At 62.7% G+C, this 13,360-nt stretch carries 12 protein-coding genes; 1 reads left to right on the top strand and 11 read right to left on the bottom strand.

From position 1 onward, the window contains the following. Positions 1-5: 5 nt before the first annotated feature. The 9 genes from rplB to rpsL all read right to left on the bottom strand — a co-directional run bounded on the left by rplB (position 6) and on the right by rpsL (position 7,128). On the bottom strand, positions 6-839 hold the full coding sequence (gene rplB, locus BM222_RS11930) for a 50S ribosomal protein L2 (protein ID WP_092228459.1): 834 nt from the start codon (positions 837-839) through the stop codon (positions 6-8). Between the two features lie 12 nt (positions 840-851). Then, complete coding sequence (locus BM222_RS11935; protein ID WP_027535292.1) at positions 852-1,154, bottom strand: 50S ribosomal protein L23; 303 nt, start codon at positions 1,152-1,154, stop codon at positions 852-854. Continuing rightward, positions 1,151-1,771 (bottom strand): 50S ribosomal protein L4, encoded by a 621-nt coding sequence (gene rplD / locus BM222_RS11940; RefSeq protein WP_011088150.1) that lies wholly within the window; start codon positions 1,769-1,771, stop codon positions 1,151-1,153. Before rplD ends, BM222_RS11935 begins: the two co-directional genes overlap by 4 nt. Before the next feature lies 1 nt (position 1,772). After that, complete coding sequence (gene rplC, locus BM222_RS11945; protein WP_092228460.1) at positions 1,773-2,489, bottom strand: 50S ribosomal protein L3; 717 nt, start codon at positions 2,487-2,489, stop codon at positions 1,773-1,775. Between the two features lie 53 nt (positions 2,490-2,542). Then, positions 2,543-2,851, bottom strand: coding sequence for a 30S ribosomal protein S10 (gene rpsJ / locus BM222_RS11950; RefSeq protein ID WP_002712302.1), 309 nt, complete (start codon positions 2,849-2,851; stop codon positions 2,543-2,545). Between the two features lie 85 nt (positions 2,852-2,936). Continuing rightward, positions 2,937-4,127 carry an elongation factor Tu gene (tuf, locus tag BM222_RS11955; RefSeq protein WP_092228461.1) on the bottom strand — a complete coding sequence of 397 codons (1,191 nt, stop codon included), beginning with the start codon at positions 4,125-4,127 and terminating at the stop codon, positions 2,937-2,939. Positions 4,128-4,167: 40 nt separating this feature from the next. Further along, complete coding sequence (fusA, locus tag BM222_RS11960; RefSeq protein ID WP_092228462.1) at positions 4,168-6,240, bottom strand: elongation factor G; 2,073 nt, start codon at positions 6,238-6,240, stop codon at positions 4,168-4,170. A 30-nt stretch (positions 6,241-6,270) separates the two neighbouring features. Next, positions 6,271-6,741 (bottom strand): 30S ribosomal protein S7, encoded by a 471-nt coding sequence (gene rpsG, locus BM222_RS11965; RefSeq protein WP_092228463.1) that lies wholly within the window; start codon positions 6,739-6,741, stop codon positions 6,271-6,273. Positions 6,742-6,756: 15 nt separating this feature from the next. Then, positions 6,757-7,128: a 30S ribosomal protein S12 gene (gene rpsL / locus BM222_RS11970; RefSeq protein WP_007603006.1), complete on the bottom strand. Its 372-nt coding sequence runs from the start codon at positions 7,126-7,128 to the stop codon at positions 6,757-6,759. A gap of 663 nt (positions 7,129-7,791) precedes the next feature. Here rpsL and BM222_RS11975 point away from each other — a divergent pair. Next, positions 7,792-9,036 (top strand): FAD-dependent oxidoreductase, encoded by a 1,245-nt coding sequence (locus tag BM222_RS11975; RefSeq protein WP_092228464.1) that lies wholly within the window; start codon positions 7,792-7,794, stop codon positions 9,034-9,036. On the opposite strand, the gene BM222_RS11980 is transcribed toward BM222_RS11975, so the two are convergent. Together BM222_RS11980 and BM222_RS11985 are read right to left on the bottom strand one after the other, a co-directional pair. Then, the gene (locus BM222_RS11980; protein ID WP_092228465.1) at positions 8,958-10,973 is read right to left on the bottom strand and encodes an ABC transporter ATP-binding protein; all 2,016 of its coding nucleotides are present in this window, start codon (positions 10,971-10,973) and stop codon (positions 8,958-8,960) included. The two genes, BM222_RS11975 and BM222_RS11980, sit on opposite strands and share 79 nt — an antisense overlap. A 136-nt stretch (positions 10,974-11,109) precedes the next feature. Next, complete coding sequence (locus tag BM222_RS11985) at positions 11,110-13,173, bottom strand: FAD-dependent oxidoreductase (RefSeq protein WP_092228466.1); 2,064 nt, start codon at positions 13,171-13,173, stop codon at positions 11,110-11,112. Positions 13,174-13,360: the final 187 nt, after the last annotated feature.

The following is a 13,360-nucleotide window of genomic DNA, read 5'->3' on the forward strand; positions in this document are numbered from 1 at the left end:
GTTCCTTACTTCTTCCGCTTGTGGCGGCTTAGGAGAATGAATTTGTTGGTCGACTTGTTGGTGCGGGTCTTCTTGCCCTTGGTCGGCTTGCCCCACGGAGTGACCGGGTGACGACCGCCCGAGGTACGACCTTCACCACCGCCGTGCGGATGGTCGATCGGGTTCATGGCAACACCGCGGTTGTGCGGGCGACGGCCCATCCAACGCTTGCGACCGGCCTTGCCGATCGAGGTGTTCATGTGATCCGGGTTCGACACCGCGCCGATCGTGCCGCGGCAACGGCCGTGCACCAGGCGCTGCTCGCCCGAGTTCAGGCGGATGATCACGTAGTCCTGATCGCGGCCGACGAGCTGGGCGTAGGTACCAGCCGAACGAGCGAGCTGACCGCCCTTCCCGATCTTGACCTCGATGTTGTGGATGATCGTGCCGACCGGCATGTTGCCGAGCGGCATGACGTTGCCCGGCTTCACGTCGACGTAGTTGCCGGCGACGATGGTGTCACCCACGGCCAGGCGCTGCGGCGCCAGGATGTAGGCCTGCTCGCCGTCCTGGTACTTGATCAGCGCGATGAAGCCGGTGCGATTCGGATCGTATTCCAGCCGCTCGACAACGGCGGGAACGTCGATCTTCTCACGCTTGAAGTCGACGGTACGCAGCGTCTGCTTGTGGCCACCGCCACGGAAGCGCACGGTGATGCGACCGGTGTTGTTGCGGCCGCCCGATGACTTCTTGCCTTCGGTGAGCGCCTTGACCGGCTTGCCCTTGTAGAGCGCCGAACGATCGACCATGACCAGCTGGCGCTGGCCCGGCGTCGTGGGATTGAATGTCTTCAGTGCCATCGTCGTACGACCTTACAGACCGGTGGTGACGTCGATCCGGTGGCCCTCTTCGAGGGTCACGATCGCGCGCTTGGTGTTCGACTGCGAGCCGAGATTGCCGCGGAAGACCTTGGTCTTGCCCTTGCGGACCAGCGTGTTGACGCTCTTGACCTTGACGTCAAACAGCTTCTCGATCGCTTCCTTGATCTGCGGCTTGGTCGCCTTGGCGGCCACCTTGAACAGGACCTTGTTGTGCTCGGACGCCAGCGTCGCCTTTTCGGTGACGACAGGGGCGACGATCACGTCGTAATGGCGAGCCTCGATGTTCTTCGTCATTTGAAGCGCGCCTCCAGCGCATCGATGGCGGCCTTGGTCAGAACGAGCTTCTGACGGCGCAGGATGTCATAGACGTTGATGCCCTGGATCGGCAGCACGTCCATGTTCGGGATGTTGCGGGCCGCGGCAGCAAATCCGTTGTTGAGCTCGGCGCCGTCGATGATCAGCGCGTTGGTGAGCCCCAGGCCCGAGAAGTGACCGAGCAGCGCCTTGGTCTTGGCGGCTTCCAGCGCGGCCTTGTCGATCACGAGCAGGTCGCCGTCCTTGGCCTTGGCCGAGAGCGCATGCTTGAGGGCAAGCGCGCGGACCTTCTTCGGCAGGTCGGTGGCGTGCGAACGCACGACCGGACCGAAGGCACGACCGCCGCCGCGGAACTGCGGCACGCGGGCCGAGCCGTGACGAGCACCGCCGGTGCCCTTCTGCTTGTACATCTTCTTGCCGGTGCGCCAGATCTCGGCGCGGCCCTTGGCCTTGTGCGTGCCGGCCTGACGCTTGTTCAGCTGCCACTGCACGCAACGCGCAATGATGTCCTGGCGCGGCTCGAGGCCGAAAATGGCGTCGGACAGCTGGACCGAGCCCGCTTCCTTGCCCTCGAGGGTGGTGACCTTCAATTCCATCTCACGCACCCTCTTGCTGGGCCGCGGCTTCGGCTTCGCCGCCCGCAACCTTGAACTTGCCGGGCTTCGGAGCTTCCTTCGGCAGCGGCTTCTTGACGGCGTCGCGCACGCGGATCCAGCCGCCCTTGGAGCCGGGAACGGCGCCTTCGACGAGGATCAGGCCACGCTCGACGTCGAGCTGAACGACGCGGAGGTTGAGCGTGGTGATGCGGTCGACACCCATGTGGCCGGGCATCTTCTTGTTCTTCCAGGTCTTGCCGGGATCCTGACGACCACCGGTCGAACCGATCGAGCGATGCGAGATCGACACACCGTGCGTGGCGCGCAGACCGCCGAAGTTCCAGCGCTTCATACCGCCGGCGAAGCCCTTACCGACCGAGGTGCCGGTGACGTCGACGAACTGGCCGACGACGAAGTGGTCGGCGAGGATCTCGGCGCCCACGGGGATCATGGCATCCGCGGAGACGCGGAATTCCTCGACCTGCCGCTTCGGCTCGACCTTGGCGACCGCGAACTGGCCGCGCTCTGCCTTGGGCATGTACACGGTCTTGCGGCTGCCAGAACCAAGCTGGAGCGCAACGTAACCGTTCTTCTCTTCAGTGCGGTGGCCTACGACCTGGCAATTGCCGAGCTTCAGCACGGTCACGGGGATGTGTTCGCCGGCCTCTGTAAAGACCCGCGTCATCCCGACCTTTTGTGCGATCACTCCGGAGCGCATCGGCGTGCTTCCTGTTCTTTCTGTCCGCTAGTGGCGAACGTGATCCAAAAATCTTAGAGCTTGATCTCGACGTCGACACCGGCGGCCAGGTCGAGCTTCATCAAAGCATCGACGGTCTGCGGGGTCGGATCGACAATGTCGAGCAGACGCTTGTGAGTGCGCATCTCGAACTGTTCGCGGCTCTTCTTGTCGACGTGGGGCGAACGGTTGACGGTGAACTTCTCGATGCGGGTGGGCAGCGGAATGGGTCCGCGGACCTGCGCACCGGTGCGCTTCGCCGTGTTCACGATCTCGCGGGTCGACGTATCGAGGATACGATGGTCGAACGCCTTGAGACGGATGCGAATATTTTGGCCGTTCATTGCCGTGTCTTTCTTAGTGAGTGGCGAGTAGCGAATAGCGAATGGATTTCATCCACTCGCCACTCGCCATTCCCTATTCGCGTGATTACTCGATGATCGAAGCGACGACGCCGGCACCGACGGTGCGGCCACCTTCGCGGATCGCGAAGCGGAGCTTCTCTTCCATCGCGATCGGCACGATCAGGTGCACTTCCATCGCGATGTTGTCGCCCGGCATCACCATCTCGGTGCCTTCCGGCAGGTGCACGACACCGGTCACGTCGGTGGTGCGGAAGTAGAACTGCGGACGGTAGTTGGTGAAGAACGGGGTGTGGCGACCGCCCTCTTCCTTGGTGAGGATGTAAGCCTCCGCCTTGAACTTGGTGTGCGGCTTGACCGAACCCGGCTTGGCCAGAACCTGGCCACGCTCGACGTCCTCGCGCTTGGTACCGCGGAGCAGCGCACCGATGTTGTCGCCGGCCTGGCCCTGGTCGAGCAGCTTGCGGAACATTTCGACGCCGGTGACGGTGGTCTTCTGGGTGGCGCGGAGACCGACGATCTCGATTTCCTCGCCGACCTTGACGATGCCGCGCTCGACACGGCCGGTCACGACGGTGCCGCGGCCCGAGATCGAGAACACGTCTTCAACCGGCATCAGGAACGGCTGGTCGATCGGACGCTCCGGCTGCGGGATGTAGCTGTCGACGTTCTTCATCAGCTCGATGATGGCGTCGTGGCCGAGCTTCTTGTCCGAATCTTCGAGAGCGGCGAGAGCCGAACCCTTGATGATCGGAATCTTGTCGCCCGGGAACTCATACTTCGAGAGCAGCTCGCGGACTTCGAGCTCGACGAGCTCGAGGAGCTCCGGATCGTCGACCATGTCGCACTTGTTGAGGAACACGACGAGCGCGGGCACGCCGACCTGGCGGGCGAGCAGGATGTGCTCGCGGGTCTGCGGCATCGGGCCGTCAGCAGCCGACACGACCAGGATCGCACCGTCCATCTGGGCGGCGCCGGTGATCATGTTCTTCACGTAGTCGGCGTGGCCGGGGCAGTCGACGTGCGCGTAGTGGCGGTTCGGCGTCTCGTACTCGACGTGAGCGGTCGAGATGGTGATGCCGCGCGCCTTCTCTTCCGGCGCCTTGTCGATCTGGTCGTACGCGGTGAACGTCGCACCGCCGGCTTCGGCGAGAACCTTGGTGATCGCCGCGGTCAGCGACGTCTTGCCATGGTCGACGTGACCGATGGTGCCGATGTTGCAGTGCGGCTTGGTACGTTCAAACTTAGCTTTGGCCATTTGACTCTCCGTTCAATCGTCAGTTCGTGACCGACGACAATCAGGCAAACTTCTTCTGGACTTCCGCCGACACGTTGGCCGGCGCTTCTGCGTAGTGGTCGAACTGCATGGTGAAGGTCGCGCGACCCTGGCTCATCGAGCGCAGATTATTCACGTACCCGAACATGTTCATGAGCGGCACCATCGCGTTGATGACGTTGGCGTTGCCGCGCATGTCCTGACCCTGGATCTGGCCGCGCCGGGAATTCAGGTCGCCGATGACCGAACCGGTGTAGTCTTCCGGGGTCACCACTTCGACCTTCATGATCGGCTCGAGCAGGACGGACTTGCCCTTCTGCAAGGCTTCGCGGAATGCAGCGCGCGAAGCGATTTCGAAGGCGAGCGCCGACGAGTCGACGTCGTGATACTTGCCGTCGACGAGCTGAACCTTGACGTCGACCACGGGGAAGCCCGCAACCACGCCAGAGCTCATCACGCTGTTGAGGCCCTTTTCGACGCCAGGGATGTATTCCTTCGGCACCGCGCCGCCGACGATCTTCGACTCGAACTCGTAGCCCTTGCCGGGCTCGTTAGGCTCGACCACGATCGAGACTTCGGCGAACTGACCGGTACCACCGGTCTGCTTCTTGTGGGTGTACTTGACTTCGGCCCTCTTGGTGACGCGCTCACGGAACGCAACCTGCGGCGCGCCGATGTTGGCGTCGACCTTGTAGGTACGCTTGAGGATGTCGACCTTGATGTCGAGGTGGAGTTCGCCCATGCCCTTGAGGATGGTCTGGCCGGACTCCTGGTCGGTCGACACGCGGAAGGACGGATCCTCCGCAGCGAGCTTCGCCAGTGCAACACCCAGCTTCTCCTGGTCGGCCTTGGACTTCGGCTCGATCGCGATCTCGATGACCGGCTCGGGGAATTCCATCTTTTCCAGGATGACCTGCTTCTCGGGATCGCACAGCGTGTCACCGGTGCGCGCTTCCTTCAGGCCAGCCAGCGCGACGATATCGCCGGCATAGGCTTCCTTGATGTCTTCGCGGTTGTTCGCATGCATCAAGAGCATGCGCCCAATGCGCTCCTTCTTCTCGCGGGTCGAGTTCACGACGCCGGTGCCGCTCTGCAGAACGCCGGAATAGATGCGGCAGAAGGTGATGGTGCCGACGAACGGGTCGTCCATGATCTTGAACGCGAGCAGAGCCAGCGGCTCCTTGTCGTCCGCCTTGCGCACGACTTCGTTGCCATGGTCGTCGGTGCCCTTGATCGCGGGCACATCGATCGGCGACGGCAGATAGTCGACGACGGCGTCGAGCAGCGGTTGCACGCCCTTGTTCTTGAAGGCCGAGCCGCACAGCACGGGATAGAATGCGCCGGTCAGAACCGCCTTGCGGATCAGGCGCTTCAGCGTCTCCTCGTCGGGCTCCTTGCCGTCGAGATAGGCGGCCATGGCGTCGTCATCGAGCTCGACGGCGGCTTCCACCATCTTCTCGCGATATTCCTTGGCCTGCTCGACCATATCTTCCGGGATATCGACATAGTCGAACTTCGCACCGAGCGATTCATCGTTCCAGATGATGCCCTGCATCTTCACGAGGTCGACGAGACCCTTGAAGTTGTTCTCGGCACCGATCGGGAGCTGGATCGCGATCGGCTTGGCGCCGAGACGGTCGACGATGTCGGCCAGACACTTGAAGAAGTCGGCGCCGGTCTTGTCCATCTTGTTGGCGAAGACGATGCGCGGAACCTTGTACTTGTCGCCCTGGCGCCAGACGGTCTCGGTCTGAGGCTCGACGCCCTGGTTCGAGTCGAGCACGCAGACCGCGCCGTCGAGCACGCGCAGCGAACGCTCGACCTCGATGGTGAAGTCGACGTGGCCGGGAGTGTCGATGATGTTCAGGCGCTTGCCGGCCCAGAAGGCGGTGGTCGCAGCCGAGGTGATCGTGATGCCACGCTCCTGCTCCTGCTCCATCCAGTCCATCGTCGCGGCACCTTCGTGCACTTCGCCGATCTTGTGGCTCTTGCCGGTGTAATAGAGGATGCGCTCGGTGGTCGTGGTCTTGCCGGCATCGATATGCGCCATGATACCGAAGTTGCGGTAATTCTCTATGGCATGAACGCGAGGCATGGGTTGTTCCTTAGATTCCGTGTGTCGCCGTTACCAGCGATAGTGCGAGAAGGCGCGGTTGGCTTCCGCCATCCGGTGCACGTCCTCACGCTTCTTGACGGCGTTCCCGCGATTGTTCGACGCGTCCAGGAGCTCCGCCGAGAGCCGCTCGGTCATCGTCTTCTCGTTGCGCTCGCGCGCGGCCGAAATCAGCCAGCGAATGCCCAGCGCCTGACGGCGGGTCGAGCGAACTTCGACCGGAACCTGGTAGGTCGCGCCGCCGACCCGGCGGGAGCGCACCTCGATCGTCGGCATGACGTTCTCGAGCGCCTGCTCGAACACGCCGAGCGGATTCTGCTTGGTCTTGCCTTCGATGAGGCTGAATGCACCGTAGACGATGCCTTCGGCGACCGACTTCTTGCCGGCGTACATCACCGAGTTCATGAACTTCGTGACGATGATGTTCCCGAACTTCGGATCGGGAAGAACTTCGCGCTTTTCCGCTGAGTGGCGACGAGACATGGAGTTGGTTCCCGCTTACTTCGGACGCTTCGCGCCGTACTTCGAACGACGCTGCTTACGGTTCTTGACGCCCTGGGTATCCAGAACGCCGCGGAGGATGTGGTAGCGCACGCCGGGCAAATCCTTGACGCGGCCGCCGCGGATCATGACCACCGAGTGCTCCTGAAGGTTATGGCCCTCACCCGGGATGTAGCCGATCACCTCGAAACCGTTGGTCAGACGCACCTTGGCGACCTTACGAAGCGCCGAGTTCGGCTTCTTCGGGGTCGTGGTGTAGACGCGCGTGCAAACACCACGCTTCTGCGGCGACTGCTGCAGCGCCGGCACCTTCTTGCGCGACTTCTGCACTTCACGCGGTTGAGCGATCAGCTGGTTGATCGTCGGCATCCTGGCCTTACCCTTTGTTATCGCGGCCCCTTGCAGGTCCGCTGTCTTGCCGCGGCCCGTTGCCGGGACCGCAAATTCTCTCGAGCCACCCGCTCGATCGGGCCCGCCCGCGCGGAACAATCCACACAAAGCGAAATCGCGCCAACCGCTCATTGCTGAGTGGAAAGCGCTTCGACGCCACAGAGGACCGCAGTATCAAGGCCGATCAGCATAAGCCGCGGCCCGCGCACTGAGGTCATGCATCCGAATTCGGCCGCAGGAGGTCGTGCCTCAGAGGCCTAAAATCGCACTGGCATTGCCTAGCTATCATCGACAGCGTTTGAGCGGCATTCGTCGAGGTTGGTGCCCGCTTAGCGACTCCTGGGGATCAACGGGTGGCCCGTTCCGACGTTGGCAATGCTCACCGCCTGTCGTTAAGTGAGGCGCTTTCTATAAGTGAGAATCGATCAAGTCAAGGCGAAACGACAGTCCGAAAGCGCTTCTCGCAGCTTCGGAAATTGCCCGGTCGGTCCCCTTACGCGCCTCCCCGATATGGGAACGATATCCCGGCTCCGCCAGCCGCCACCCGATTAACACCCGTATGAAATATACTTTTATGTCGGCCGCTAAGGCTTTTTTTCCTCTTGATGCGTCAATCTGCCGCCTTCGGCAGAGACAGGCGCCATGCGGTACACCGACATTGCCATCATTGGCGGAGGACTGGCAGGCTCGACCGCCGCCGCAATGCTCGGGCGTGCCGGCATTTCGGCGATCCTGATCGACCCGCATGAGACCTATCCGGCCGATTTTCGCGTCGAAAAGCTGAGCGGTCACGGTCAGGTCGAGCGATTCCACCAAACGGGAATCGCCGACTCGGTCCTGCGTCACGCGACCTTCTCGGGCGAGAACTGGATCGCGCGATTCGGCCACATGCTCGACAAGGCGCCGAGCCGGCAGTTCAACATCCGCTACGATTCGCTTGTTAACGCGATCCGCGACGAGATTCCCGACACGGTCGGACGTATCTGGACCAAGGCGGTGTCGGTCGAGACCAGTGCTGAGCGGCAAAGGGTAGCCCTCGCCAATGATGAGACCATCTCGGCCCGCCTGGTCTTGCTCGCCAACGGCCTGAATGTCGGCCTGCGCCACCAGCTCGGCATCATCAGGAACGTCATCAGCCCCTGCCATTCGATCTCGATCGGCTTCGACGTGGTGCCGGCCGGGCGGAATGCGTTCGACTTCCCGGCGCTCACCTATTTCTCGGAACGGCCGAGCGACCGCATCCCCTACATCTCGCTGTTTCCGATCGGCACGCGGATGCGCGCCAATCTGTTCGTGTACCGCGGCTTCGACGATCCCTGGCTGCGCGAGCTGCGCCGCGCACCGGCCGAGACATTGAACGCCGCGCTGCCGCGGCTGAAGCGCATCACCGGCGCTTTCGACATTCCCGGCGAGTTGAAGGTTCGTCCGGTGGATCTCTACGTGAACGACGCCAGCCATCAGCCGGGCGTGGTGCTGGCTGGCGACGCTTTCGCCACCTCCTGCCCGGTCGCCGGCACCGGCTGCGACAAGGTGTTCACCGACGTCGAGCGGCTCTGCAACGTCCACATCCCGCAATGGCTCGCCAGCGACGGGATGAATGCCGACAAGATCGCCACCTTCTATGCCGACCCGGTCAAGCGGGCCTGTGATGAATGGTCGGCGGCGAAAGCCTTCGACTTCCGCTCGGTCTCGATTGCGACGAGCCCCTACTGGACCGCGCAACGCTGGGCACGCTTCATGGCGTGGTCGACCCAGGGATTACTGCGGAGGCTGGGAGGCGCGTTCCACCTGGAGCCGAACTTCCTCGGTCACTCCTCGTCTTCGTCCTCATCATCCTCGTCGAGGTCGTCCTCGTCGTCGTCATCATCGCTGTCATCGTCGGCCTGAGCGGCCGCACCGTGCGGCTGATGGATCTGGTCGTTCCACAGCTTGCGATAGGTACCGTTCCTGGCAAGCAGCTCGGCATGCGAGCCGCGCTCGATCGCCCTGCCCCCCGAAATCACGATGATCTCGTCCATCTCGACCACCGAGGTCAGACGATGGGTCGACCAGATCATGGTGCGCCCCTTGGCGACCTTGAGCAGGGTGCGGTTGATCGCGGCCTCCGTGGTCTGGTCCAGGGCCGAGGTCGCTTCGTCGAGCAGCAGCACGGAGGGATTGCGGATGATCGCGCGTGCGATCGCGATGCGCTGGCGCTGGCCGCCCGACAGCGTGTCGCCGCGTTCGCCGACCGGCGTGTCGTAGCCCTGCCGCAGGCCCATGATGTAGCGGTGAATCTCGGCCTTCTTGGCCGCCTCCTCCACCTCCTCATCGGTGGCGCCTTCCTTGCCGAGCCGGATGTTCTCGCGGATCGACATGTTGAACAGCATGTTCTCCTGGAACACCACCGCCATGCTCCGGCGCAGTGAATCGAGCGTCACCTTGCGGACGTCGACACCGTCGATGGTGACGCGTCCCTCATCGGGCACGTAGAGACGAAGGATCAGATTGAGCAGCGTGCTCTTGCCGGAGCCAGACGGACCAACGATGGCGATGCGCTTGCCGACGTCGAGCTTGAGGCTGAGATTGTCCAGCACCGGCGCCTGGCCGCCTTCATACTGGAAGCTAACATGCTCGAAGGTGATGTCGTGGGTGATGCGCGGCAGATCGGGCGCGCCGGGACGATCCGCACCCCGCGTCGGCTCGTCGAGCAGCTCCTGGATGTGACGGATCGCGGCGGCCGAGGAGATCGACACCGGGATGAAATGCATCACATGGGCGATGTTGTAGGAGACCTCCCAGAACGCGCTCTCGAAGGTGACGAAGGTGCCGATGGTGATCTGGCCCTTGGTCGCGAGGTAGGCGCCGATCGCGAGCACGACGAGGTGCAACAGCAGCACGGAGATGGTGACCGTCCGCTCCACCATCGTCGAGAGGAACCCCGCGGCCGCAATCCTGTCGCGGGTCGCATCGTTGCGGAAGGTGAAGAAGCCGAACATCTTGCGTTGCAGGCTGAACGCCTTGATCACGGCCTGCGCCGCCACGTTCTCCTGCACCATGCCGAGCAGCGCGCTCTCGTTCAGCTTCTGCTCGTAGTTGGCCTGCACCGCCTTCGGCGTCAGGATGCGCGGGCCGATCAAGGTGATCGGGAATACCAGCAGCGCGACCACCGCGAGCTGCCAGTTCAGGAACAGCATCAGGATGATGCCGGCGATCAACTCAAAGAACGGCAGCGCGGCGCTGTTGACGAAGGACTTGACCGAACCTTCGAAGGCCGAGAGATCGACCGAGAAGCGCGACAGGATCTCGCCGCGCTTGGTGCGGCCGAAATAAGCCGCGGGCAGGTCCTGGACATGCTCGAACAGGCGCTTGCGGACGTCGGAGATGACGCAAGCCGCCAACCGCGCATCCCAGCGCTCATACCAGACCGCGACGATCGAGGTCGAGATGCCGGCAACCGCGAGCACGCCGAGGATCTTGTACAGCGCTTGGAAATCCTCTTCGCCGAGCGCGTCGTCGATCAGGTATTTCAGGCTGAGCGGCATGATGACGTTGAACAGCGTCTCAACCAGGACGCCGAACGCCACATAACCCAGGATGCGCTTGTAGTTGGACAGGAAGGGCTTGACGAACCCCAAGATCGTCGCGAGCGCGCCGGCAGCTTCGCGGGCGGTAAAGACGACGAGGTCCTCATCATCATCATCGTCATCGAGCTCAAGCTCGTCGTCATCCTCGTCGTCGTCTTGCAGCTCGGGCGCGCCGCCGGCCGCAAGCTTGTCCTCGAGCTCGGCCGCCTCTTGCGCGGCGAGCTTCTGTTTGTCGGGAGAGAGAGGCCTGGACGCCATGAAACCAACCGATGCTGACGGCCGGCATGACCGCAGAGAGAGCAGGAAAATAGCGGACCACCGCTACTCCGCCGATTCTATGCGATCAGGACGAGTTCGGCAAAGCAATTGGCGAATTCATCCGCGCCTGGTGATGTTAGTCCTCGTCTTCGTCCTCGATCTTGTCGAAGAAGGAATAACGCAAGCTGTCGGCGTCGGCATACCATTGGCCCGGCCCCTTGTTGGCGGCGAGCGTCGCAGTCCATAGCGCGTCGGTGCAGTCCTTGCGGTGCATCGACAGATCGAAGCCGTTGCCGAAGAATAGCTCCGACCATTCCCACCAGGTGCCGAGCTTCTTGACCCCGCGCAGCAGGTCGTAGCGGTCGATCACCGCCGAGGCCATGTCCGAGGTGATCGAGCCGAACACGAGGCCGGTCTTGACCACACGGTTCAACTCGCGGATCGCGCGAACCACCTGCTTGGGCGCAACGTGGCATAGGCTGGTCTCGAAGACGTAGTCGAACGTGCCGTCCTTGAACGGCATGTCGGTGATCGAACCGAGCTTGTTGTACTTCTTCAGCGCCTTCGGCGTCTTGGCATGGATGGCACGGTTGTTCTCGATGCCCCAGGCGTCGATGCCGCGCTCGCGCAATGCGCCGACCAGCTCGCCGCTGGCGGAGCCCGCGACCAGGAGCTTGGTGCCCTTGGCCTTGCCCCAGACGATGTTGATCAGCTTGGACAGATAATCCGGATCTGTGAACTGGTTCCAGACCTCGCCGTAGGGTCCGAGGCCGCGATAATTCTCGAAATAGTCCCGGTCGATCTTGTCGGAGATCGGCTCGCCATCCTGCTGCGCACGCGCGCGGCGCAGCCGCATCATCTCGGTCAGAATGATGTCGGTCGCCGCATCCGAGGAGTCGAGCAGACCGTTCAGCGTGGAATCGAACAGATAGTCGCCTACCACCACGATACCGGGATGCTCCTTCGGCTCGGGCCGGTGATTGGACATGACATCGCGAACGGGCAGGCCGCCAGGAATCGCGTTCACCGACGACAGCCAACGGTGGATTTTGCCTTCCATGAAATGCGCACGCGCGTCTCCGAGCGAGGCCGGCAGCGACTTCAGCGCGGCGTCGATCAGCTCCTGGTCCGACAGATTTGCGAACGCCAGCGCATCGGAGCCGGGAATCAGCCAGTTCAGGACGCCGTACCTGCCGACGTCGTGACGCGCGCCCTCATTGTAGACGCAGCAGCCGCCGAAAGCCTCCGACATGAACCAGGCGCCTGGAATCTTGTCGCCCCAGAACGGAGCGTCGAACAGGATCGAGACGCGCAGATAATGCGCGGGACGGTCGAAATACGAGACGTGCTTGACCATGGACTTGCGCAGCTGCTCGCCTTCCCAGCCGACGGTCGAGAGCCACGAGTGCGGCAGGCACATCAGCACGAGATCGAAGTCGCGCGTCTCCGGCCCCTTGCCGTTCATCATCTTCAGCTGATAGCGGCCGGTCGGCGCCTTGCCGACGGTGAGCACGCGATGATTGAGCTGGATGTCGGCGCTGACCTCAGACTGCAGGCATTCGACCAGCTGCTCGTTGCCGTTCTGGATGGAATAGAGGCCGATATAGCCATCGACATCCATCAGGTAGTTCTTGAGCGCGTTGAGGCCGTTGGTGTTGTGGCTTTCGGTCGCGATGTCCGAGCGCGCCATCACCTTGAAGAAGCGCTTCGCGGTCTCGTCCTCGACCTCTTCGTCGAGCACCTGCTCGGCGGTCTTGTAGGCCCAGGGGTTCTCGTTGTCGTGCGCGCCGACGCCTTCGTAATATTCGATCGGCGACATCTGCTCGGCGCAACGCTTGCGGAACTGCTCGATCGCATCCGCGGTCTTGGCGCCGTATTTGCGGCGCATGCCGGCGACGTCGTCGAGCAACTCGCCGCCGAACTGCACCTGCTCGGCGTCCATCGGAATCGTCTGCAGGCCGAAATGCTGGATCAGCTCGCGCAGCGGATCAGGACCCGTCATCGAATAGTCGTAGATCTCCGCGACGCCGGCCTCGTACATCGCCGGCGCGGAATCGAATTTGCGCGTGACGATCTTGCCGCCGAGGCGGTCGGAGGCCTCGAAGATGGTGATGCGGCAGAGGTCGCCGAGCTTACGCTTCAAGTACCAGGCGCTCATCAGCCCGCCGGGGCCGCCGCCTACGATTGCGAGATCAAGCATGTGAGTTCCGTGGTCTCCGGCCCTGCCCCCGTCACGGGACCACCGGTCTAAGCTCCCTTAGCAGAAGCACTTTTGCGCCTGAAGGAAAGATGAACAAAGGTTGATCCCGCATCGCAACAGCCAAACAAAGCAGCAAAAAGGCCGGCTTTCGCCGGCCTTTTCGTTATCCTCGTATTCTTACGGATGA

The organism is Bradyrhizobium sp. Gha (assembly GCF_900113735.1).
Lineage (GTDB): Bacteria > Pseudomonadota > Alphaproteobacteria > Rhizobiales > Xanthobacteraceae > Bradyrhizobium.

Bases quoted from the DNA above. Each gene is read 5' to 3' on its own strand.
- rplB (WP_092228459.1), bottom strand. From the start codon at position 839: ATGGCACTGAAGACATTCAATCCCACGACGCCGGGCCAGCGCCAGCTG.
- BM222_RS11935 (WP_027535292.1), bottom strand. From the start codon at position 1,154: ATGACGAAGAACATCGAGGCTCGCCATTACGACGTGATCGTCGCCCCT.
- rplD (WP_011088150.1), bottom strand. From the start codon at position 1,771: ATGGAATTGAAGGTCACCACCCTCGAGGGCAAGGAAGCGGGCTCGGTC.
- rplC (WP_092228460.1), bottom strand. From the start codon at position 2,489: ATGCGCTCCGGAGTGATCGCACAAAAGGTCGGGATGACGCGGGTCTTT.
- rpsJ (WP_002712302.1), bottom strand. From the start codon at position 2,851: ATGAACGGCCAAAATATTCGCATCCGTCTCAAGGCGTTCGACCATCGT.
- tuf (WP_092228461.1), bottom strand. From the start codon at position 4,127: ATGGCCAAAGCTAAGTTTGAACGTACCAAGCCGCACTGCAACATCGGC.
- fusA (WP_092228462.1), bottom strand. From the start codon at position 6,240: ATGCCTCGCGTTCATGCCATAGAGAATTACCGCAACTTCGGTATCATG.
- rpsG (WP_092228463.1), bottom strand. From the start codon at position 6,741: ATGTCTCGTCGCCACTCAGCGGAAAAGCGCGAAGTTCTTCCCGATCCG.
- rpsL (WP_007603006.1), bottom strand. From the start codon at position 7,128: ATGCCGACGATCAACCAGCTGATCGCTCAACCGCGTGAAGTGCAGAAG.
- BM222_RS11975 (WP_092228464.1), top strand. From the start codon at position 7,792: ATGCGGTACACCGACATTGCCATCATTGGCGGAGGACTGGCAGGCTCG.
- BM222_RS11980 (WP_092228465.1), bottom strand. From the start codon at position 10,973: ATGGCGTCCAGGCCTCTCTCTCCCGACAAACAGAAGCTCGCCGCGCAA.
- BM222_RS11985 (WP_092228466.1), bottom strand. From the start codon at position 13,173: ATGCTTGATCTCGCAATCGTAGGCGGCGGCCCCGGCGGGCTGATGAGC.